Source organism: Collinsella aerofaciens (genome assembly GCF_018785265.1).
In the GTDB taxonomy this organism is placed as follows: domain Bacteria; phylum Actinomycetota; class Coriobacteriia; order Coriobacteriales; family Coriobacteriaceae; genus Collinsella; species Collinsella aerofaciens_AI.
Map to the genome: position 1 here is coordinate 1 of NZ_WQPK01000032.1, position 21,710 is coordinate 21,710.

The 21,710-nt window shown below is 60.0% G+C and carries 20 protein-coding genes; all 20 read right to left on the reverse strand.

Annotated features, from left to right (window positions below):
- Window positions 1-130: 130 nt before the first annotated feature.
- The 20 genes from GPK42_RS05720 to GPK42_RS05815 all read right to left on the reverse strand — a co-directional run bounded on the left by GPK42_RS05720 (window position 131) and on the right by GPK42_RS05815 (window position 21,583).
- Complete coding sequence (locus GPK42_RS05720; RefSeq protein ID WP_022094499.1) at window positions 131-805, reverse strand: DivIVA domain-containing protein; 675 nt, start codon at window positions 803-805, stop codon at window positions 131-133.
- A gap of 60 nt (window positions 806-865) precedes the next feature.
- Window positions 866-1,153: a YggT family protein gene (locus GPK42_RS05725; protein WP_040358293.1), complete on the reverse strand. Its 288-nt coding sequence runs from the start codon at window positions 1,151-1,153 to the stop codon at window positions 866-868.
- A gap of 15 nt (window positions 1,154-1,168) precedes the next feature.
- The gene (locus GPK42_RS05730) at window positions 1,169-1,891 is read right to left on the reverse strand and encodes a cell division protein SepF (protein WP_006234245.1); all 723 of its coding nucleotides are present in this window, start codon (window positions 1,889-1,891) and stop codon (window positions 1,169-1,171) included.
- Between the two features lie 60 nt (window positions 1,892-1,951).
- Window positions 1,952-2,689, reverse strand: a complete 738-nt coding sequence (locus GPK42_RS05735; protein ID WP_215694129.1) for a YggS family pyridoxal phosphate-dependent enzyme — start codon at window positions 2,687-2,689, stop codon at window positions 1,952-1,954.
- 120 nt (window positions 2,690-2,809) lie between these two features.
- Window positions 2,810-3,667, reverse strand: a complete 858-nt coding sequence (locus tag GPK42_RS05740; RefSeq protein ID WP_215694131.1) for a phosphate signaling complex PhoU family protein — start codon at window positions 3,665-3,667, stop codon at window positions 2,810-2,812.
- Between the two features lie 92 nt (window positions 3,668-3,759).
- Entirely contained in the window at window positions 3,760-4,563 is an 804-nt protein-coding gene (gene pstB, locus GPK42_RS05745) for a phosphate ABC transporter ATP-binding protein PstB (RefSeq protein WP_089571588.1), read from the reverse strand.
- A gap of 12 nt (window positions 4,564-4,575) precedes the next feature.
- Window positions 4,576-5,481, reverse strand: a complete 906-nt coding sequence (gene pstA, locus GPK42_RS05750) for a phosphate ABC transporter permease PstA (RefSeq protein WP_215694133.1) — start codon at window positions 5,479-5,481, stop codon at window positions 4,576-4,578.
- A 3-nt stretch (window positions 5,482-5,484) separates the two neighbouring features.
- Complete coding sequence (gene pstC, locus GPK42_RS05755; protein WP_215694135.1) at window positions 5,485-6,411, reverse strand: phosphate ABC transporter permease subunit PstC; 927 nt, start codon at window positions 6,409-6,411, stop codon at window positions 5,485-5,487.
- Between the two features lies 1 nt (window position 6,412).
- Window positions 6,413-7,249 (reverse strand): phosphate ABC transporter substrate-binding protein, encoded by an 837-nt coding sequence (locus GPK42_RS05760; RefSeq protein ID WP_215694138.1) that lies wholly within the window; start codon window positions 7,247-7,249, stop codon window positions 6,413-6,415.
- Window positions 7,246-8,046: a purine nucleoside phosphorylase YfiH/LACC1 family protein gene (locus tag GPK42_RS05765; protein WP_215694140.1), complete on the reverse strand. Its 801-nt coding sequence runs from the start codon at window positions 8,044-8,046 to the stop codon at window positions 7,246-7,248. Before GPK42_RS05765 ends, GPK42_RS05760 begins: the two co-directional genes overlap by 4 nt.
- A 212-nt stretch (window positions 8,047-8,258) precedes the next feature.
- Window positions 8,259-9,413, reverse strand: a complete 1,155-nt coding sequence (gene ftsZ / locus GPK42_RS05770; protein ID WP_022094491.1) for a cell division protein FtsZ — start codon at window positions 9,411-9,413, stop codon at window positions 8,259-8,261.
- Between the two features lie 199 nt (window positions 9,414-9,612).
- The gene (locus GPK42_RS05775; RefSeq protein ID WP_215694142.1) at window positions 9,613-10,455 is read right to left on the reverse strand and encodes a cell division protein FtsQ/DivIB; all 843 of its coding nucleotides are present in this window, start codon (window positions 10,453-10,455) and stop codon (window positions 9,613-9,615) included.
- Between the two features lie 370 nt (window positions 10,456-10,825).
- Window positions 10,826-11,737, reverse strand: coding sequence for a UDP-N-acetylmuramate dehydrogenase (gene murB, locus GPK42_RS05780; protein WP_215694144.1), 912 nt, complete (start codon window positions 11,735-11,737; stop codon window positions 10,826-10,828).
- A 5-nt stretch (window positions 11,738-11,742) separates the two neighbouring features.
- Window positions 11,743-13,161, reverse strand: coding sequence for a UDP-N-acetylmuramate--L-alanine ligase (murC, locus tag GPK42_RS05785; protein WP_215694146.1), 1,419 nt, complete (start codon window positions 13,159-13,161; stop codon window positions 11,743-11,745).
- Between the two features lie 97 nt (window positions 13,162-13,258).
- Window positions 13,259-14,374, reverse strand: a complete 1,116-nt coding sequence (gene murG, locus GPK42_RS05790; RefSeq protein ID WP_215694148.1) for an undecaprenyldiphospho-muramoylpentapeptide beta-N-acetylglucosaminyltransferase — start codon at window positions 14,372-14,374, stop codon at window positions 13,259-13,261.
- Window positions 14,364-15,857: a putative lipid II flippase FtsW gene (ftsW, locus tag GPK42_RS05795; RefSeq protein WP_215694150.1), complete on the reverse strand. Its 1,494-nt coding sequence runs from the start codon at window positions 15,855-15,857 to the stop codon at window positions 14,364-14,366. The genes murG and ftsW overlap by 11 nt, the downstream gene beginning before the upstream one ends.
- A gap of 35 nt (window positions 15,858-15,892) precedes the next feature.
- Window positions 15,893-17,299 carry a UDP-N-acetylmuramoyl-L-alanine--D-glutamate ligase gene (murD, locus tag GPK42_RS05800; protein WP_195232069.1) on the reverse strand — a complete coding sequence of 469 codons (1,407 nt, stop codon included), beginning with the start codon at window positions 17,297-17,299 and terminating at the stop codon, window positions 15,893-15,895.
- Between the two features lie 9 nt (window positions 17,300-17,308).
- Window positions 17,309-18,328 carry a phospho-N-acetylmuramoyl-pentapeptide-transferase gene (gene mraY, locus GPK42_RS05805; RefSeq protein WP_006234262.1) on the reverse strand — a complete coding sequence of 340 codons (1,020 nt, stop codon included), beginning with the start codon at window positions 18,326-18,328 and terminating at the stop codon, window positions 17,309-17,311.
- 3 nt (window positions 18,329-18,331) lie between these two features.
- Window positions 18,332-19,756 (reverse strand): UDP-N-acetylmuramoyl-tripeptide--D-alanyl-D-alanine ligase, encoded by a 1,425-nt coding sequence (locus tag GPK42_RS05810; protein WP_215694152.1) that lies wholly within the window; start codon window positions 19,754-19,756, stop codon window positions 18,332-18,334.
- Window positions 19,757-19,882: 126 nt separating this feature from the next.
- Window positions 19,883-21,583: a peptidoglycan D,D-transpeptidase FtsI family protein gene (locus GPK42_RS05815; RefSeq protein ID WP_338404335.1), complete on the reverse strand. Its 1,701-nt coding sequence runs from the start codon at window positions 21,581-21,583 to the stop codon at window positions 19,883-19,885.
- Window positions 21,584-21,710 lie beyond the last annotated feature (127 nt).

Here is a 21,710-nt window from a genome sequence, read left to right on the forward strand (position 1 = left end):
GCCGTTTGTCTCCACCCGCGTAGCGGGTGGTTTAAAGCTGGCCGCTGCGCGGCCAGCAGACTAAAGTCTTGAATAAAAAAGGACCCGCAAGCTGCGGGTCCTTTCTAGGCACTAAATTGTAGGCCGAATGTTAGTCCAGATCGTCGGCAGCGAAGTTGTCGATCGGAGCGAAAGGATCGGCCACGGGGACAACCGGGTCAGCGACGGGCAGCGGCTCGGCGGGAACAGTCACCGCAGGAGAAGCGGCGGAACCGACCGGCGTAGAGGCCATGAGGTCGGCCGGGAAGGAGTTCTGGGCATCGTCCATGAAGTGCTGGATGAGCTTGAGGTACTCGGCCTTGAACTCCTCACGGGAAGCCTTGAGACGATCGATCTCCTCGAGCTCGGCCTGCTTCTCGGTCAGAGCCTGGCGGATAACCTCGCGTGCCTTGGCGTCGGCCTCGTTGCGGATACGCTCAGCGTTCTCGTTGGCATCGTTAACGATGGTCTCAGCGGTCTGCTGGGCAGCGATCAGGGCAGCGGAAATCTGGCGCTCCTGAGCGGAGAAGTCAGGGGCGGGAGCAGCCACGGGGGCGGCAGGAACGGCCTGGGCGGGGGCATCCTGAGCCTGGGCAAGCTGAGCCTGCGCATCGGCAAGCTGCTGCTCGGTAGCAGTCAGACGACCCTTAAGGTCGACAATCTTAGCGAGCATAGCGTCAACTTCGGAGGACAGCGTCTCCAAGAAGACGTCGACCTCGGCAGGATCGTAGCCACGCTTGGCCTCAGAGAAAGTCTGAGCCTGGATGTCTGCAGGGGTAATAGCCATAACAAGTCTCCTTTTCATCGCCTCGGCGCTACACGCCCGACGTAAGTTACTAAGTCAGTTCTACACGAGTATACCTATAAGAAGCTGCAGAACCAGCCTCTGCACCAACTGCAACGCAATAATCGCAACGACCGGCGAAAAATCGATACCGCCCATCGGCGGGATGAAACGACGGAACAGGTTGAGCCACGGACCGCACACGCTATCAAGCACCGCGGCAATATCCTGAAGCAAACCACCCTGCTTCATGGGAATCCACGTCATAAAGCAGTAGACGACAATGAGCGTGGAATAGAAGTTGAACAGCGTGTTGACCAGCTGGACGATAGTGTAGATGTTGATGGGAATCTCCTCGTCTTGTCTTTACTTAAGGTAGCCGTCCGCACGAAGCTTCTTGAGATCGGAATCTTTGACCTCGCAACCGGCGGGCAGCACCATGAACACGCGGTCGCCCACCTCCTTGACCGTGGCACCCAGACCGCAGGCAAAGCCGTAAGAGAAGTCCAAGACGCGCTTGGCAACTTCGGTGCGTACGCCCACAAAAATCAGTGCGACAGGCTGCTTGGTGCGAACGCGGCGCACCACGGTCTCCACGTCGTCATAGCTCTCGGGGCGCAGGACATAGGCCGGCAGCTGCGGCGTGGCGTTGATGATATTGCTCGCATAGGCCGAGGCATCGCTCGGTGCAGGCGCGGGTGCAGCGGCGGCACGGGCGCGGGTATTCTCGGCGTAGCTCGACGGCGTGTCATAGGCACCGGGACGATAACCGCTCGCAACACTGTCCTGCGAGCGCGAAGGCGGGTTATACGTCGTGGCATGACGAGAATCATCGCCAACGAGCTGGCCGGAACGCGTGTACACGGCAACCGACTCGGCCTCGCCACGACGCGTCTGGCCCAGCAAGCCATTGCTCGGCTCGTCCTGGGTGTAGAAGCCCTCGCCCGAGGCGCCGCTGTAGCCGTTGTTCTGATAGCCATCGTCATAGCCGTCATCGTAGCCGTAGTCGTCGTCTTGGCCATAACCCTGGTCGTAACCCTGCTGGCCGCCCAGGTGCATCTTATTTTTAATCTCGTCAAGGAAGCCCATGGTTGTGTCCTCTCGCGGTTTAGTGCAGGCGCCCCGATAATCAGTGCGCACTTCAGAGCCTTATTTTACTGCAAACTCCGGGCTAAATACTACCCTGCCCAGGCGAACGAGCGTAGAGCCCTCCTCAAGGGCAGACTCAAAGTCCTCGCTCATCCCACAGGAAAGCTCGGGCAGCCTCAGTTCGGGATGTGCCGCCTCCAGCTCATCCCTCAGCTCGCGTAGCCCAGCAAATGTGCGGCGTGCCACATCCTTATTCCCCCGGGGCGCCATGGTCATAAGTCCCTGCACACAAATTCCCTCGAGCTCTGCAAGCTCGCCCATGGCGGCACGAATCTCATCGGGCGAAAATCCACCCTTCGATTCCTCGCCGCTCACATTGACCTCGATGAGCACCTGCTGAGGACCGGCAAGCTCACCCGCCTCAATCTTGCGGACCGCACGGCTCGAGATAGCCTGCGCCAAATGCAGCGAGCTCACCGAATGAATCAACTCGGCCGAGCCCAGCACCGCATTGATCTTATTGGTCTGCAGGTTGCCAATCATATCGAAGCGTACCTCGGGCAGGTCCGGATGGTCTGCCAAGCCCGTGAGCTTACGGACGAGCTCTTGCGGGCGGTTCTCGGCAAAGTGTCGATACCCCACCTGAATCGCAGCGACAGTCTCATCGACGCCAACGGTCTTGGACACGGCGATGAGGCGCGCGGCATCATGGGAGCGGCCCGCTCGATCGAGTGCGGCATAAAAACGCTCGAGAATCTGCTCGCGGCGAGCGCGCATCAAGTCCAAATAATTATCCATTGCCAATCGCCTCCGCAGACAGCCAAACAAGTAGTCTCATGCTAACGCAAGAGCGCGACCCTGCATTCGCAAGGTCGCGCTCACTTGGGTATTTACAATCTTTTGACGAACGGGGCTACCCTACTCCTCGTCGTCCTCGCCATCATCCTCGTCCTCAAGGTGCTCAAGCAAGTAGCGAAGGCCCTCGCTCAGCTCGTTGGCGGGCACCTTGGCAACATAGCGCGCGTCGACGGCGGGCCTCATGATAACGCCCTCGCCCGAAGGCACGCGCATGCTCTCGAGCTCATCCTCGTCCGCGCGGGCGATATCGCCGGCGTTCATGCGCTGACCGGTCAGCAGGAAGGTCAGACGGCAGGCGGCATCGATGGAAATCGAGGCGATACGATCAAGGTAGCGCGAGACCATGATGGCGCGGCGCAGGTCATCGTAGTTGCTGTCGTCGTCCATAAACTCGCCGGCGTCCATGCGGTTAAAGGTACGGAAGAACTTCTCATAGGCAGCATGCACCGGCTCGTCCTCGACGGCCAGGTTGCAGATGATGGACATGTCGTTGGCGACCAGAGCGGAGATCGAGGAACCAAGCACCTGGTAGACGGCCTCGGCCTCGGCATCAACCAAGGTCACAAGCTCCTGAGGCAGCGAGATATCGGCCTTGACCATGTGGCTGGCGGCACGGCAGATCTGGCGAACCTTATCGGTCATGCGCTGCAGGTTAAAGTCGACATAGATGATCGTCTGAAGCAAGCGGAAGTCGGAGGCGACCGGCGACTGCGTGGCGATCAGGTTGTAGCAGACGGCCTCCAAGTTGGCGCAGCGTGCGTCAATCGAAAGCGTGCGCTTCTTGGTCTTGGTGGCGAGCTTGCGGTCGTCGGTCACATAGGCCTTCACGGCATCGTGGAGGGCCAGATCGACGGCCTCGTAGATGCTCAGCATCTCGTGACGGGCCTCGACGAGCTGACGGGAAAACAGTTTGCGCATGGTTCACTCCAATCAGTTGGGTGCGGTCATGCCGCCCGCACAGTGAATACGCACCGGACCAGGTCCGATCGGCTTGGGACTAGTCGCACCGATCAGCCAAAGCGGCCGGTGATATAGTCTTCCGTCCGCGAGTCCACCGGGCTGGTGAAGATCGCGTCGGTTTGACCATACTCGATGAGCGTGGCGGGCTCGCCGGCAACTTCCTGCAAGAAGAATGCGGTGTAGTCGCTAATACGAGCTGCCTGCTGCATTGAATGCGTGACGATGATGATCGTCATCTCGGGCGCCAGCTCGGCCATCAGATCCTCGACCTTAGAGACGGACGTGGGGTCGATGGCGGAGCAGGGCTCGTCCATCAGAAGGACATCGGGTTGCACCGCAAGCACGCGCGCGATGCACAGACGCTGCTGCTGACCGCCCGAGAGCGCCAAACCATCCTTGTTGAGCTGATTGGATACCTCTTTCCAGAGGTTGGCGCGCTTGAGCGATTCTTCCACGATGTCATCGAGGTCGCTTTTGCTAGTCACGCCCTGCAGACGAGGGCCAAAAGCAACATTCTCGTAGATGGATTTAGGGAACGGGTTGGGCTGTTGAAAGATCATGCCCACGCGACGGCGAAGGTCGACCGGGTCGACACCCTCGGCATAGATATCATTGCCGTCGAGCGTCATGGTACCCTCGACGCGCGTGCCCTCGATCAGGTCGTTCATGCGGTTGATGCAGCGCAAAAACGTCGACTTGCCACAGCCCGAGGGGCCGATGAACGAGGTGATGGCATTTTTGGCGATATTGAGGTCGAGCCCCGTCAACGCATGAAAGTCACCGTACCAAAAGTTGAAATCCTTGGCCGTGATGGCCGCTTGCTCCAGCGTGGGAGCGGACTGATAAACGGACATGGGACTCCTTAACTAGCGGCGCTTGCGCGACAGGAAGCGCGCAAACAGGTTGAAGGCCAAAATGATCACCATCAGCAGGAGCGCGGTGCCGTAAGCTGCGTTCATGTTGATGCCGTCGTTGGCGAGCAGGTACAGGTGAACCGTCATGGGGCGGCCGGAATCGAGCGGCGAGATCGGCAGGTTGATGGCCTGGCCCATGGTGTAGAGCACCACCGCGGTCTCGCCGATGGCGCGACCGATGGCAAGCACGATGCCGGTGGCGATACGGCCAAAGGCAGACGGAAGTACGATCTTTGAGACGACCTGCCACTTGGTGGCGCCCAAGCCGTACGCACCCCAACGGATATAGCGCGGTACGGCGCGAATGGCTTCCTCAGTGGTGCGCATGACGATGGGGAGCATCAAAAGTGCGAGCGCCAGAGCGGCCGAGATCATCGAAAGGCCCAGACCCATGGCCTCGACAAACAAGGCGTAGCCAAACAGACCCATAACGATGGAGGGCACCGATGCCAGGGCGTCGGCGGCATAGCGAATGAGCTCGACGACCTTGCCCTGCTTGGCGTACTCGGCCAGATAGACCGCGGCCAGCACGGCGATCGGCGTGCAGATGAGCATGGCGAGCGCCGTCACGTAGACAGTCGAGACGATCGTGGGCCAAATTCCGCCCTCGGCGTTTACGCCCTGGGGCCAACCGAAGATAAAGTCGAGCGAGATATGCGGCAGACCGTTAACGACCACGTAGGCGATGATGGCGACCAGCACCAGCGTGGTGATATATGCCGCGGCGCGGAACACGCCGAGCATGATCTTGTTTGATAGGTCCTTGTTGATACGGCCCTTCTTACCGTGGGAAAGGGCACGCTTGATGCGCTCGCGCGACGAGGTCGTATCGACCGTCGTGTCAACGGAATCGGACATAGCCTACCCCCTCTTATTTTTGGAAATCAAACGGACGATGCCCACCAGCGCGGCGGAGATGATAAACAGGACCACGCCCATGCCAAACAGGGCAGAACGATGCAGGCCCGAGGAATAGCTCATATCGAGCGCGATCTGGCTCGTGAGCGTCGAGATGGGGCTCGAGATGCTGTCCGGGATGACCGGGGCGTTACCCACGACCATAAGCACGGCCATGGTCTCGCCGATAGCGCGACCCATGCCCAGCACGATAGCGTCCACGATGCCCAGCTTGGCCGCCGGCAGCACGACCTTGTAGATGGTCTGCCACTTGGTGGCACCCATGGCATAGGATGCCTCGCGGATGCCCATGGGAATGGAGTTAAGGGCATCGATGGTAAGCGTGGTGATGGTGGGGACAATCATGATGGCGAGCACGAACCAAGCCGTCAGCGCACCAAAGCCAAGGCCACCAGTCAGCTGAGCGATAAACGGGCGAATGATGATCATGCCAAAGAAGCCGTAGATAATGGAGGGGATGCCCGCCAGCAGGTCGACGGCGGGGCTGATGAGCTTGCGCACGCGCTTGCTGGCAATCTCAACCAGATACACGGCGGTGCCCACGCCCAGGGGGACGCCCATGGCAAGGGCGCCGACAGTCACCAGACCCGAGCCGGCAAGCAGCGACATAATGCCGTAGTGGCCCTCGGAAGGTGCCCATGTAAAGCTAAAGAAGTCTGCCAGGCCAATATCGGTAAAGACGGGTAGGGCCGAGTACGTGGTAAAGACAAAAATCAGGATGACGGTGACGACCGCCAGGAACGCGCAGGCAAAGAAGATCCACTGCAGCGCTTTCTCTTTGAGATAAGTGCTACGCGATACCAGCGCCAGCTCACGCTTCTTGGGTGCCTGAGCCGTCTGCTCAGTCCGGGGGCTTTCCTGTGCTTCCATGCTACTCACTCCCCTTCCCGTCATTGGTGACGGGGATAAAGCCCGCCTCGCGAATCTGCTTGTCCATCTTCTCGGACGTCACGTAGTCGATGTAATCCTGAGCCTGCTTGGAAGGCGTTCCCTTCACAAAGAAGTAGAGGTCACGCGAAATGGGATATCCCCCGCTTGCAACCGTCTTCTCGGAGGCCTCAACATGATTGACCGAGACGGCCCTGACCGAAGTCTTGGCGTTGAGGCTATCGACGAAGCCCAGCGAAATGTAGCCGATGGCCCCACGCGAACGGGACACGACATCGCGCACCTGGCCCGTACCCGAAAGAACGGCCGAACGGCGATCGAACGGCGTGCCGTCCATCACGATAGTGCGGAAAGCCTCACGCGTACCGGAGGCCTCGTCGCGGTTGATAACCTGAATCTTCAGGTCCTCGCCACCGACCTCTTTCCAGTTGGTGATCTTGCCGGCGTAGATATCGCGGAGCTGCTCGGTCGAGAGGTTCTCAACAGGGTTGTCCTCATTCACGATGACCGCGATGCCGTCGTGCGCGATTACGATCGGGGTCAGACCCAGGTCCTGTTCGTCGGCGTTGAGGCCACGAGAGGAGCTGGCGATATCGGCCGTGCCGGCGCTGACGGCCTCGATGCCAGCAGATGAGCCCAGGCCAGAGACCAGCACGTCGATGCCGGTCTCCTCCTTAAAACCCTCGGCAGCAATCTCGGCGATGGGAAGGCACGTCGTGGAGCCAGCCACAGTAATGGAAGAGGTGGAGGATCCCGAAGAGCAGGCGCACAGCGTGAGCGTGAGCACCGCGGCGCTCAGGAGCGATACGATCTTTCTCATAGCATCACGCCGATCGCAGCATGGCGCCCGCAGGTGCCGCCCTCGTTACGGTAGGAGAAAAAACGGTCATTCTGACGCACGGTGGAAAGCTCGGTATCCACGATATTTGCCGTGGCGACACCGATGCCTTCAAGCGCCTCGCGAATCGCGGCAGAAAGATCAAGCATGCGAGAGGCGCTCGCATCGATGCATGCGAACTCGGCGGCAAAGCGATCCATGAGCTCCTGCGATACCTCGTACTCGTCACCCAGGATATGCGGGCCGATATATGCCGAGACATCGCACGCCTCGCTTCCTGTTGCCTCGCAGAGCGCTTGGCAGGCCTTGGCGGAAATGTGCGCTATCGTGCCCTTCCAGCCAGAATGGACGACAGCGAAACCACCGGGGACAACCAGCACCACGGGCACACAATCGGCAAAGCAAAGCAGCACGGGGACCTCGCGCGCGGTGCACACAATGCCATCGCAGCCCTCGGCAATCTGTTCGCGAATGATCTCAAGATCATCAGCACCGTTCGAAGTCACCGTAACGATGCGATCCCCATGTACCTGATTGGGAACAAGCAGGTTGTGTTCGCACTCGGCAGCTCCCATGGCATCAAGCGCACGACGACGATTTTCTTGAACGGAAAAGGGGTCATCGCCTACATGCGAGCCCAAGTTGAGCGAGGAGTACGGTTCTTCGGAAACGCCACCGGTGCGCTCGGTAAAGGCAAAACGGACATTTGACGTCGTGCCCTCCACCAACGTAACTCCATCATGGTCGACACGCGAAACTCTGTCCGCACGTGCTGCCATACTAAAGCCTCCTAATAACACAAGTACCGCGGCATCGCCGCTGCAGTCCGCATGTACGCGGCTGTCATACTTCCTTAAAAGGATACCCGCTGCACCAAGGGCAAACGTAAAGGGAACGTAAAGAGATTGGAGGCTTTCGTTTACAAAAGCGAAACAAAAAAGGGATGCATCCAAATGGACGCATCCCCATACAAAACGCTGAGAACAACCGATTAGAAGCTACCGCGCTTCAGGAAGTCGGGAAGCTCGAACTGGTCGTTGCCGAAGTTAGGAAGCTCGGTGCCACCGACGTTGCGGGTCGGAGCGGCCTGAGCCGGGCTCGTGGCAGGAGCGGTGCGCTGCGGCTCAGCGGAGGCAGCGGCCTTGCTCTGAGACTGCTGAGCAGCAAAGAGCTCGTCCTGACGGTTGACGTTGGAGTCGGAGAAGCCCGTAGCGATGACGGTGATACGCACCTGATCGCCCAGGGACTCGTCGACAACGGTACCGAAGATGATGTTGGCCTCGGGGTCGACGGCGTTGGCGACAACGTCGGCGGCGTCGCTGATCTCCTGGATGCCCAGGTCCTTGGAACCGGCGATGGAGAGCAGCACGCGCGTGGCGCCATCGATGGAACTCTCGAGCAGCGGGCTGGAGATGGCCTGCTGGGCAGCGTCGACGGCACGGGTGTCCCCAGAAGAGGTACCGATACCCATCATGGCGGTACCGGCCTGCTTCATGATGGTCTTAACATCGGCGAAGTCCAGGTTGATGATACCGGGGACGGTGATGAGGTCGGTGATGCCCTGGGTGCCCTGGGAAAGGACGCCATCGGCAATCGCGAAGGCCTCGAGCATGGTGGTCTTCTTCTCGGCGATGTCGAGCAGCTTATCGTTAGGGATGACGATCATGGTGTCGACGCAATCGGAGAGGGTCTTAATGCCCTCCTCGGCGCTCTTCTTGCGCTTGCGGCCCTCGAAGGTGAAGGGCTTGGTCACGACGGCGACGGTCAGCGCACCGACCTCGTTCATCGCGATATCGGCAACGATGGGAGCAGCGCCGGTACCGGTGCCACCGCCCTCGCCGCAGGTGATGAACACCATGTCGGCGCCAGCGAGCGCCTCGGCAATGTCGTCGCGGGACTCATCGGCAGCCTTGCGGCCAACCTCGGGGTTGGCGCCGGCGCCCAGGCCGCGGGTAAGGTCGGTGCCGATGTGCACCTTGATATCGGCATCAGAGATCGCGAGTGCCTGAGCATCGGTGTTGATGGCAACAAACTCGACGCCGCGGATGCCCTCTTCGATCATTCGATTGACCGCGTTGGTACCGCCGCCGCCGACGCCGACCACCTTAATGACGGCAAGGTAGTTGTTGATCTCTGTCTCGTGCATGTCGGTCCTCCGAACAAAGGTTATAGCCATAGCATGGGTCGACCCCTACGCACATTAACCTTCAGGTTGAAAGTAAATGCAAAGGTAAACCGTATTATGTTTGCACATTATGAACGTATCAGTCAAATAATTGACCGTGAAAACCAAACAAACCAGATAAACGGCGTGGTATGGCCCCTCAACAAAGCATCAACCAGCGCTACGAGGTCGGAGCGTTCCTAAATGTATAGTTACCCGGAGAGCGCACATTGATATACGTTACGCCCTCTACCTGCGAAAGCAGCTTGGTGACTACGCGCTCCTTCTTGACGATATCGTTCGAATCGCCCAGCGACACCTCAATGCCGTTATTGAGGTTTGCCGAGATGGCTTCGACCGAAGGCGTGGAAATATCCTTGACTTGTCCCAAGAACTCGCTCGAAAAACCACGCACATAATCCAAGCCAGCCTTAACGGCCTTGGAGCTCACCGCCTGGCCGGAAACCGGAGCGACATCCGCCGAGACATCAGTCAACAACACCGCGCCATAGTGCTTAGCGAGCGCCAGCGCGGCATCAATGCCGGTCAGGGTATTTGAGCCCTGCCCTGTCGTGATGACGTTGCCCTGGCCATCCACTTCGACCGACGTCGACAGCGGGGCGATCCAGGTGTCATCATCCCCGATGGCCCAGGCAAGGTCATCGGAGCTGATATAGGCAATTGCGATGACCTTGCGCTCCATAGGCGTAATGATGAGCGTATGCGGGAACTGGCGCTGGACATCCACGCCCGAGACCCACGGGTTCTGCTTGAGGTCCTCGGTAATCTGGTCGGGATCGACGTTAAAAAGCGACGTTCCCTCGGGCAAATCGATCAGCTGGATAGCATCGTGCTTCGTCACATGCTCGCTGCCTTGAATCTGAATATCAGTGGCGGTAAACAATCCAGAGTTAATCACCACGATGGCAACGACGACGAGCACGGCCAAGACGGCCAGAACGCCGCCAACGATTTTGCCTTTGCCTGTAACGACAGAAGCGGCGTCTGATGTTTTATTTACCATCGCCCCAAGTGAAGACAACGGGTTGACGCTTTTTTTACCCGAAGGCTTCTTGGCGGTAGCCGGCACCGATGTCAGCGAGCGCGGTTTCGATGCGCCCAGCGTGCGACCTGGACGCGGCGCTTTAGTTCCCGTCGAGGGCTTAGGAGTTGCCATGGGACGGGCAGGTTTGGCGCCCATAACAGGCTTTGACGTCACCGAGGGACGCGAGGACTTTTTTGCGGCCGGACGATTACCGAGCTGCGAGCCGACGACCGGACGACTGGTCTGTCGAGCATGCCCGACAGACTTAGAATGCGCGACGGTATTGCGTTGAGGTTTGGCAGGCGCGCCGGAACGCCCTCCGGCGCGGCGGAAGGTGGGTTTCGATGCTCTAGAAGCCGAGGAATTTAACTTCCGGTCTGAGCTCGATGCCATACGCCTCCCTCACCTTTCCGTGCACATGTCTGATAACCGCGGCAACGTCATCGGCCGAGGCAGTTCCGTTATTAACGATAAAATTAGCGTGAACGGGCGAAACTTCCGCGCCGCCAATCGAAAAACCCTTTAATCCACAATCCTCGATAAGCTTGCCCACACTCGCATCGGGCGGGTTGCGAAAGACCGACCCGCAGGATGCGCGACCCATGGGCTGCGTACGCTTGCGCCTCGTCAGGTACCGCTCCATGCGCTCGCGAATGTCGGCCTTGGGCGCCGGTTTAAGCTTGAGCACGCACTCGAGGATGATCTCATTGCGGGGAAGGCTACATTCGCGGTAGCCCCAAGTGATCTCGGACCCCGCATAATGTTTGATACCGGATACCGGGTCAAACGTTACGACATCCTCAACCAGCGAGCCAATCCACTCGGTCCGTGTGCCGGCATTCATAGATATCGCACCGCCGACCGAGCCAGGGATGCCAACGGCAAACTCAAGGCCCGAGAGGCTACGCGACAGGGCATCGTTGACCAGGCGCGCAAACATCACGCCCGCACCGACCGTCAGCGTACAACCGTCATCGGCAACAACCGTGCGCTGAAACTCACGTCCGAGCGAAATGACGGCGCCGCGATAACCGCCATCGGCAACCAGCAGATTGGAGCCCTTGCCGATGATGACCCACGGCACCTGCTCGCGATCGAGCACCGCCACGGCGCGGCGAAGGGCATGATAGCTATGGCACGTCACAAAGAGGTCGACCTTGCCGCCGATACGATAACTCGTATGACGCGCAAGGCGCTCGTCCTCGATCACATCCGTGTCGATCATGCCCGAGAGCGCCATGACGGCGTTAAACAGACCCATTAGACTTAAGCGTCTTTCTTGGCAGTCAGATACTCGATAAACTCGGGACCGACGGTCGTAACGTCACCGGCACCCATGGTGAGCAGCAGGTCGCCCTCGCCCACCATCTGCTCGAGCTCCTGATTGAGCTCAAGACGGCTGGAGCAGTACACGACCTCCTTGCCAGGATGCTTGGCGCGCACGGTATCGGCGAGCATCTTAGAGGTAACACCCGGAATGGGCATCTCGCCAGCCGAGAACACATCAATCAGCAGCAGTTTATCGGCATTGGCAAATGCATCGGCAAAGTCGTCGCACAGGGCCTGCAGGCGCGAATAGCGGTGCGGCTGGAACACGACGTCGACGTGCTTGTAGCCCAGCGACGAAGCGGCAGCAAGCGTCGCCTTGATCTCGGTGGGGTGATGGCCGTAATCATCGATCACGGTGATGCCATCGATATCGCCCACGTGGGTAAAGCGGCGGCGAACGCCCTCAAAGCTCGAGAGCGCCTTGGCGGCGGCGTCGATGTCAAGGCCCAGGACATGGGCGACGGTGAGCACCGCCGTGGCGTTGAGCATGTTGTGGCGACCGGGATTGCTCTTGATCTCCACGGCATGTTCAGTGCCATCCTCAAAGCGAACGATAAAGTCACTCTGGATGCCCTTGACATCCGGGTGCATGCAGACGATGTCGTTGCTCTCGGCAAAGCCGTAGGAAAGCACGTGACGGCCCGTCGACTTGGCGAGCTCGACCAGATGCGGGTCCTCACCGCAGACGATGACGGTGCCGTCCTCGCCCACCAGGCTCATGAATTTGGCGAAAGTTGCCTCGATCTCCTCGATACCCGAGTAGTGATCGAGGTGGTCGGCCTCGACGTTGGTCACAATGACTACGTTGGGGTTCAGGAACAGGAAGGAGCTGTCGGACTCGTCGGCCTCGGCGACAAAGTAGTCGCCCGAGCCGTTCTTGCCGTTCGTGTCATAGCCCTCGACGATGCCGCCGATCAAGAAGCTCGGATCCAGACCCATGCGGTCGAGCATGGTGGCGCACATCGAAGACGTGGTAGTCTTGCCATGCGTGCCGGCAACAGCGACGGTGGTGTAGCCGTGGCCCAAAGCAGAGAGCATCTTGGCACGGGGCCACACGGGAATACCAAGCTCGCGAGCGCGCACGAGTTCGGGGTTGGACTCCGGAATAGCGGTGGAGACAACAACCACGTCGGGCTTGACCTCGTCGATCGTGGCGGCCTCATGGCCCACATGCACCTTCACGCCAGCGCGGGTAAGCTGGCGGATATAACGTGACGTCTTAAGGTCGGAGCCGGTAACGGCATAACCGCGCTCGTGCAGAACGAGGGCGATGCCGCTCATGCCGGCGCCGCCGATACCGATAAAGTGGGCGCTCTTAAACTCGGGCGCGGAGGTTGCAGTCTGGGAATCAGCCATGTGCTCGTGTACTCCTTGCGTAAACACTGCCTGTAACCTATTAACTGTACCGCACCTACCGCATCAGCGCGAGGGCGACCGACGATATCCCGTCTAACTAACGCAAACCCTCTACCGCATCCGCCAGAAGAGCGGCGGCCCTATCCTGAGCCAGACCACGCGCCGCCTGACGCATGGCGTCGCGCGCCGCCGCGTCATCGACCAGATGCAGCAGCTCATCGGCAAAGGCAGAACCGTCGATATCGGCATCGGCGCAGAGCACGCCGGCCCCGGCGTCGACCAGATACCGGGCATTGGTGGTTTGGTGGTCGGCCGTCGCATGCGGATACGGCACGAGCACTGAGGGCACAGCGAGCGCAGCGATCTCGGCCACGCTCGATGCGCCCGAACGCGAGAGCACCAAATCGGCAGCAGCCAGCATATCGCCCATGTTGTCGATGTAAGGCTGGACGCGGTAACGCTTCGCCTCCTCGGGCGTCAGCGCCAAAGCGCGCTCGGTCTCCTCAAAGCCGTCGGCACCCGTCGAATGCAACACATAGAGGTTCTTGCGCGAAAGCAGCTCGTTTTTGAGCGAGACCACGCGCTCGTTGAGGTGCTGGGCGCCAAGTGAACCGCCAAAGACGAGCAGCAGCGTAGCGTCCTCGGGAACGCCAAGTGCTTTGCGGCCGCGAGCGCGATCGCCCTCGATCACCGAGCGACGTACGGGGTTGCCGGTCATGAGCACGTGGCCAGGGTCACCTTCGCGCTCAAAGACCGAACGCGCTGCCGGCACCGAGATGCACACGCGGGCGGCGTGGGAGTTCATCATCTTGTTGGCCAGGCCCGGAACAGAGTTCTGCTCATGCAGCAGATACGGAACGCCCGCGCCCTTGCACCACCCCAGCAGCGGAACCTCGACATAGGCACCAAAACCGACGGCAGCGTCGGGCTTGCCGACCTTTGAGAAATGACCAGCGAGCGCACGCTTGGCCTTGTTGACACGCCACAGCGAGGTCAGCGCCGTCCAAGGACGGGAGCGGTCGAAGCCCGTGACCGTAATGGGCACAAAATCAAACCCAGCCTCGGGGACCAGACGACCCTCGAGCTTGCGCGACTGGCCCACGAACACAACGTGGTGGCCACGGTCACGGAGCTCTTCGGCCAAGGCGAGCGCGGGGTTGATGTGCCCTGCCGTGCCGCCGGCTGCAATAGCAACGGTCATTTTATCGGTCATGGTAGTCCCTTCGTACACGCGGTCCCTGGCCGTCGGTACGCAGACGCGCCGACGGGTCTGAGTTCAAATCGATTCGATTATATCCGCCGCCCGCATTGCGAGGAGTGGGGCGCTGAGGACGACCTTGCGGCGCCGTTCGCTGATGCGGGCGGGCTGCGGGGTCGGTCGCAGAGCCATCCAGGACGGTAAAACCGTTACGCGAAGATCGCTCGCCGCGCACGTGGGGCACGCCGGCGGTACTCTCATCCATAACGGCAAAGCTCTCACGGCGGCGGTCATACTCATCGCGGCGGGCGCTCTCGTACGAAACGCGCAGGATCAACCCGGCAAGCATGAGCGACACAATAATCGACGAACCGCCGTAGCTAATAAACGGCAACGGTTTGCCCGTCATGGGAAACACGTTGAGGATGCCCAGCGCGTTAATCAAAAACTGCACTGCGAGAATGACCGCGGAGCCAGACGCCATGAGCGCGCCCCGACGATCGGTCGCCTGCTCGGCAATGCGAAACGCCGAGTAGATCAGCATCGCAAACACCAAGAAGAACAGCACGGTTCCGACAAAACCGACTTCCTCGCCAATGATGGCCAAGATGTAGTCGTTGTGTGCCTCGGGCAGATACGAGTACTTCATGGTTGAGTTGCCGATGCCACGGCCGAACAGACCGCCCGAGGCAAAGGCCATGATGGCAAGCGTGGCCTGATAGCCGTCACCATACTCGTCGGCCCAAGGGTTCAAGGCAACCTGAATACGCACCATACGGTATGGCTCTGCGACAAGCGCAATCACGATCACGAGAATGCCGAAGATTAGCACGCCGATGATAAATCTGGGGTCGAGACCCGCAAACAACGCCATGCACATGAGGGTCAACAGGATGATCAGGACAGTACCGAAATCGGGCTGGATAAAGATCAGAAAGAGCGAAATGCCCAGGTAGATGCCCATCTTGCGAAGGAATTCGTTGATGTTGCCACCGGGCGAAAAGAAGCGATCAAGCATGATGGCCGAATACGCAATGGCAAATGGCTTTAAAAACTCGGAAGGCTGGAACTGAATACCGGCGATGTTGAGCCAGCGCGTGGCGCCACGGCTGCCGCTGCCCACCAAGAACACCAGAAGCAGTAGCCCTATCATGCCGATAAGGAAGATCCTGAGCACGTCTTCCCCAAACCAACTGTCCGGCAAGATGCGCACGATGGCAACCATAGCCAGCACGCCAACTCCGGCAAACGCGGCTTGTCGAAACAGAAAAAACGTCGCCGAGCCATTCTCGTGCAGCGCCTCGACCGAAGACGCCGAGTACACCATCAGCAGGCCAAAGCACACCAAGGTAAACAGGCAGGCCATGAATATCAAACGGGGGCGCATGATACGGGCGGGAACGCCGGCAATATAGCGTTCGCTAAACGTCTGCCCGCCGCGACCGGAACGCGGTGTGCTGCGCCGCGAGGAAGCACGGTCCGAGTCGGGCCTCCTCATACCTTGTCGGGGGCTCTCCTCTCTCACCGCAACCCCTATTCCATTTGTGATTTCGCTGCAGCGGCAAGCTGGGCCACGTAGTCCTTAAACACGCGGCCGCGCTCCTCATAGCCCGAGAACTCATCGAACGAAGAGCAGGCAGGAGAAAGTAAGATCACGTCACCACGGCTCGACAGCGAACGGGCGACGTCCACGGCGTCGCGTAGGTCATCCGCCTGGGCGATATCCACATCGCCATCGACATCGGCCTCGTCCATAGCGGCGGTGAAGCGCTCGCGCGCATCGCCAAAGCAGACGACCGAGCGCACGTTGTCCATAACGACGCGCGCGAAGTCCGTGAGCGGCGTGCCCTTATCGTGGCCGCCGAGCAGCAAGATCACGTCGTCATCGGGAAATGCCGTCAGTGCCTTCTCGACCGCATCGGTGTTGGTCGCCTTGGAATCGTTGACGTAGCGCACGCCGTCAATCTCGCCACACGGCTCCACGCGGTGCTCGAGCGGCTGGAACGAGGCAAGACCGCGGCAGACACCATCGACATCGGCACCGACCGCCAAGGCAGCCGTGGCGGCGCACAGGGCATTGATAACATTGTGATGGCCCGAGATCTTGAGCTCGGATGTAGCGATGAGCGGGGTCTCGACGCCCTTCAGGCGCACGACCATCTTGCCGTCGCGCACAAAGGCGGCATCCTCGCCCTCAGGCTCGTCAAAGGCAACCTTGCAGATGCGACGACCCGGCGTGTAGATGTACTCATCGAACTCGTGAATGCCGGCGTCTTCGACGTCGACAACCGCCAGATCGTCATCGACCATATTGTCAAACAGTTTGATCTTGGCAAGCGCATAGTTCTTATGGCTCTTATGCCAGCCCAAGTGGTCGGGAGTGATGTTGAGCAGCACCGCCACGCGGGGGTGGAGCTCGGTTGTCGTAGCAATCTGATAGCTCGAGAGCTCAGCCACAAACCACTCGTTGTGGGCTCGGCCGTCAATCTCGTTGACCGGCGGCTCGCCGATGTTGCCGACAGCAACGCTGGCCTCGCCGGCAGCCTTAAGCAGATAATCAGTCAGCGACGTGGTGGTCGTCTTGCCGTTGGTGCCCGTGATGGCAATCCAGTTATCGGGCGACAGGCGATAGGCAAACTCGGGCTCACCCATAATCTGGGCGGCATGCTCGCGCCCAGCCTTAAAGAAGCCCGAGAACTCCGAGATGCCCGGGCACGTCACGCATACGTCATAGGCGCCCTCGACCTGTTCGGTCCCATAGACAAACGACGCACCAGCAGCCTCGAGCGCACGCGTGGCGTCATTGGGCTCAGAGGTGCCACCGCCATACACGGTAACGGCACTTACGCGCTCGGGATGTGCCAGCGCCCAGCGGGCGACATCGAGACCGGATTTGCCCTGACCCAAAACGAGCAGGCTAAAGACATCAGCAAGAGACATGAAAGACCACTATCCCAACTGGAAGAACAGAGCAAGGCCAACGGCACCAAAGGCAGCAGCGATAATCCAAAAACGGATGACGACCTTGGTCTCGGCCCAGCCCTTCTTTTCGAAATGATGATGGATGGGCGCCATAAGGAAGACGCGCTTGTGCGTAAAGTGGAAGTAGACAACCTGAATCATGACCGACAGGGTCTCAACGATAAACAGGCCGCCGATGATGAGGGAGACGACCTCGGTGTTGGTCATGATGGACGTGCAGGCAAACGCGGCGCCTAGGGCAAGCGAGCCGGTATCGCCCATAAAGATGCTCGCCGGATAGCAGTTGAACCACAGAAAGCCCAAGCAGGCACCGGCACACGCGGTGCAGAAGATGGACAGGTTCACGTCTCCGTGCAAAAACGCCATGGCAGCCATGGCGAGCATGGCAATCATGGAGGTGCCGCCAGCAAGACCGTCAAGGCCATCGGTCAGGTTCACGGCATTAGAAAGACCGGCGATCATCAGCCAGCAAAAGACAATGTAGAGCCACGGGAACGAAAGGCCGCAGATGGTGGTCGAAAGCACGCCAAGGTCAATCGTCAGGCCGCCGGGAAAACGAATCTCGGGGGCGACGCCGCACCAGTTAACGGCAAGTACCGTAAAGGTGACACAGATAATGGTTAGGCCGATCATCTTGGCATGAGGCGTCAGACCGAGCGAGCGCCCATGCGTAACGGAGGTCAGGTCGTCGATCAGGCCCAGCACGCCGGTCGCCAGCGTGGCGAGCAGCACGAGCACAAGCTCGGTGGTGAGCTTGCCCATCAGCAGGCAGGTCAGCGAAATCGCGACGAGAATGACAACGCCACCCATGGTGGGCGTTCCCTGCTTAACCAAATGACGCTTGGGGCCGTCGGCACGAACCTGCTGGCCGATACCCTCGACCTTAAGTAGCTTGATCCACCACGGCATGAGCAGCAGCGCAATGGCAGCGGCGATGCCAAGCCCCAAAAAAGCCTGATACGTTGGATACGAGGGATTGCCGAACATGGGCTAGCACACACCTTCCACAAAGCGGTCGAGCTCAACAAAGCGGGAACCCTTGACCAGTACAACATCATGTTTTTCAAGCGCGCCGCCCATGCGGTCGAGCACCTGCTGATAATCGGAGAACACCTGGATGCGGTCCTCGTCCATACCCATCATGCGCGCGGCATCGGCCATAAGCTGGGCCAGCTCACCACCCACGCACGCCAACATGTCGAGCTTCTTGGCGGCGGCATAGGCGCCCACGAGCTCATGCATGCGAGGAGCCTCATCGCCCATCTCGCCCATCTCGCCCAGGATCGCCATGCGAGACCCCGTGCACGAAAGCGAGCACAGCAGATCGAGGCCAGCAGCCATGGATTCGGCGCTGGCGTTATAGGAATCGTCGATGACGCGGGCACCGCTCTTGGCGCGCTTAATCTCCTGGCGGTGACCGGTGATCGTGAGGCCCCTAAAGGCAGTATCGATCTGCTCGGGCGTCACGCCCAGGCGATAGGCAACCGCGGCGGCCTTAACGGCATTAGGAACGGACTGCACGCCGGGGATGGCAAGCATGGTATCGATCGTCTCGCCCTGACCAAAATCGAGCGTAAAGACCGGACGGCCCTCGTCATCAACTCGAACGTCGTGGGCGCGGACCTCATCATCGTCCGAGACGCCGGCCAGCATCACATCGATACCAGCAGGCTGGGCGAACGTATCGCGAATGAACGGCGTAAAGTCGTCCTCACCGCCCAAAACCAGCAGCGGCAAGAAGTCGCCGGCGGCGCACATACCCTGGACAATCTCGGCCTTAGCGCGGGCGATGTTCTCGCGGCTACCCAAAATGCCGATATGAGAGGTGCCGATCTTGCTCACGATGGCAAGGTTGGGATTGGCGGACTGGGACAGGCGCTCAATCTCGTGGAAATGGTTCATGCCCATCTCGAGCACCAGGACCTCGGTATCGGCCGGAGCGGAAAGCACCGTGAGCGGCATGCCGATCAGGTTATTGAAATTGCCCTTGGTGGCCCAGACACGATAGCGCTTGGCGAGCACGGCGGCGAGCACGTCCTTGGTCGTCGTCTTGCCGATGGAACCGGTAATACCAACGACCAGGCAGCCAAGCTCCAGGCGATACGCGTGCGCCAAACGCAGCAGAAACTCCTCGGGATCATCGGTCAGCAGGATGGCGCACCCCTTGTCCTGCGCCAGCGAGACCAGCTCGGCCTCGGGCTCACGCGTCATCACGACGGCGCCGGCACCCGACTGGACGGCACGGGAAGCAAAATCATTGCCGTCGACGTTTTCACCGGGAAAGGCGACGAAAATCGTCCCTTCCTCGACCTGGCGCGAGTCGATAACGCACCCGCGGCATACCCGATCGGCTTCTCCCGTCACGGTTCGGGCCCCTGTTGCGGCCGCGAGGTTGTTGACGGCGATCTCTATCATTGCAGCTCCCCTGTAAACCTAATAATGCTATCGGCGTATTGTATCCCAGCGCCGCACATGCGTGGTGCAGGGCATGTGAACACCCTCATATGGGACAACAAACAACGCCCCAAAGATTGTAACCCCCTACTTCGTGTGCGGGATACCCAGCACGTCGAGCGCGTTGGCCATAATGGACTGGAACGGCACCGCAGCGGCATCTGAACCGCTCGGCGTTCCGTCGAGCGTGATATAGCACAGCACTTTGGGCGATTGTGCCGGTGCAAAGCCCATAAAGGACGACATGTAGTTCTCCTTGAGGTAGCCGCCGTTCTCGTCGGCACGTTCGGCCGTACCGGTCTTACCCGCCACGTCATAGCCGTCAACCGCGCCGCCAACGCCCGTTCCCTCGGACACGACCGTCTGCATGCACGATGTCACCTGGGATGCGGCGTCCTCCGAAATCGCGCGCTCGCCTTCGCCCCAGTCCTTCTCGTCGCCTTTGCTGGACTTATAGAAGTGCGGTGTCATCATCACGCCGCCGTTGGCGATGCCGCCCACGGCACGTGCGATCTCAATCGGCGAGACAGACAGTGCCTGTCCAAAGCTCATCGAGCCCAGCGTGGCGCCGTCATACTGGTCACGCTCCTTGACGATACCCAGGCTCTCGCCCGGAAAATCTACACCAGAGCTGTGACCGATGCCCCACTTGTCCACATAGGTGGCAAAGTCGTCGGCACCGATCTTGCGCCCCACCAGGACAAAGCCCACGTTGGACGAACGGCGCATCATCTCGCGCACATCCATGGTCATGGCGTAGTCGCGCTTGTCGGCATCGGTGACGGTATCGTCGCCCACCTTGATGCTCGCCGGCACCTCAAACGACGTACTCGATCGCACGACACCCAAGTCGAAGCCGGCGCCCGCCACGAGCGTCTTAAAGACCGAGCCGGGCTCGTAGGCGTCGGTGACCAGGCGCAAGTTCATATCCTCGGTCTTGGCGTTTTCCAGATCGGTCTGGTCGTAGGTCGGGTACGAGCAGGCTGCCAAGATCTCGCCTGTCGTAGGATCGGTGACCAGCGCCGAGCCGTTCTTGGCCTTAGTCTTCTCAACTGCCTCTGCCAGGGCATCCTCGGCCGCTCGCTGGATATTGACGTCGAGCGTCGTCACGATGTCAACGCCGTCGACCGCAGCCACCTTTTTATAGGCACCGCCCGCGATATAGCTGCCGTCCCTCGCGCGCTCGCGTACGAGAGAACCGTTCGTGCCGGTCAGAAGCTTGTTGTATTGCTTTTCGAGACCCGTCAAGCCGTCGTTGTCTACATTCACTACACCCAGCACCTGCGATGCCAGATTGCCGTATGGATATACGCGCTTCATGGCCTGCTCAAAAAGCACGCCGGGCAGGTTCTTCTTCTCCAGCGCCGCAACATCGTCTTCGTCCACCTGACGCTTGATATACACCCAGGTTCCATCGGACTCAACGAGCTTGCGGCAGGTCTTTTTATCGATTCCAGTTGCCTTGACCAGCGCCGACACCGTCTTGTCAACATCCTCGACAAGCTGCGGGTTCACGGCGATGTTGCGACATTCGACCGACGACGCCAACACGTTGCCGTTGCGGTCGTAGATGGTGCCGCGTTTGGCATAGAGGGTCTGCGCAAGCAGGCGGCGCGCATCGGCACGCTCGCGCAGTTTATCGGCTTCGACAATTTGATAGTCGGCAAGGCGAAAGACGCCCAAGCCCAAACCAAGCCCGATGAAGCCCATGACGGCTTTGCGGCGAGGCAGAGGCGTGCCTGTGAGCCATTCGGTCGACGAACTCTTGCGCGACCTGGTGTTATGCATTTGAGGGCCGTCCGAGCCGCGAAGTCGCGACGCCGGGTCGTTGCCACGGGACTGCCCGGCGTTGTAAGATTGCCGACCCGTTCCTTGATAACCAGAACGTCCCCGCGACGAGGGACGTCCAGAACCG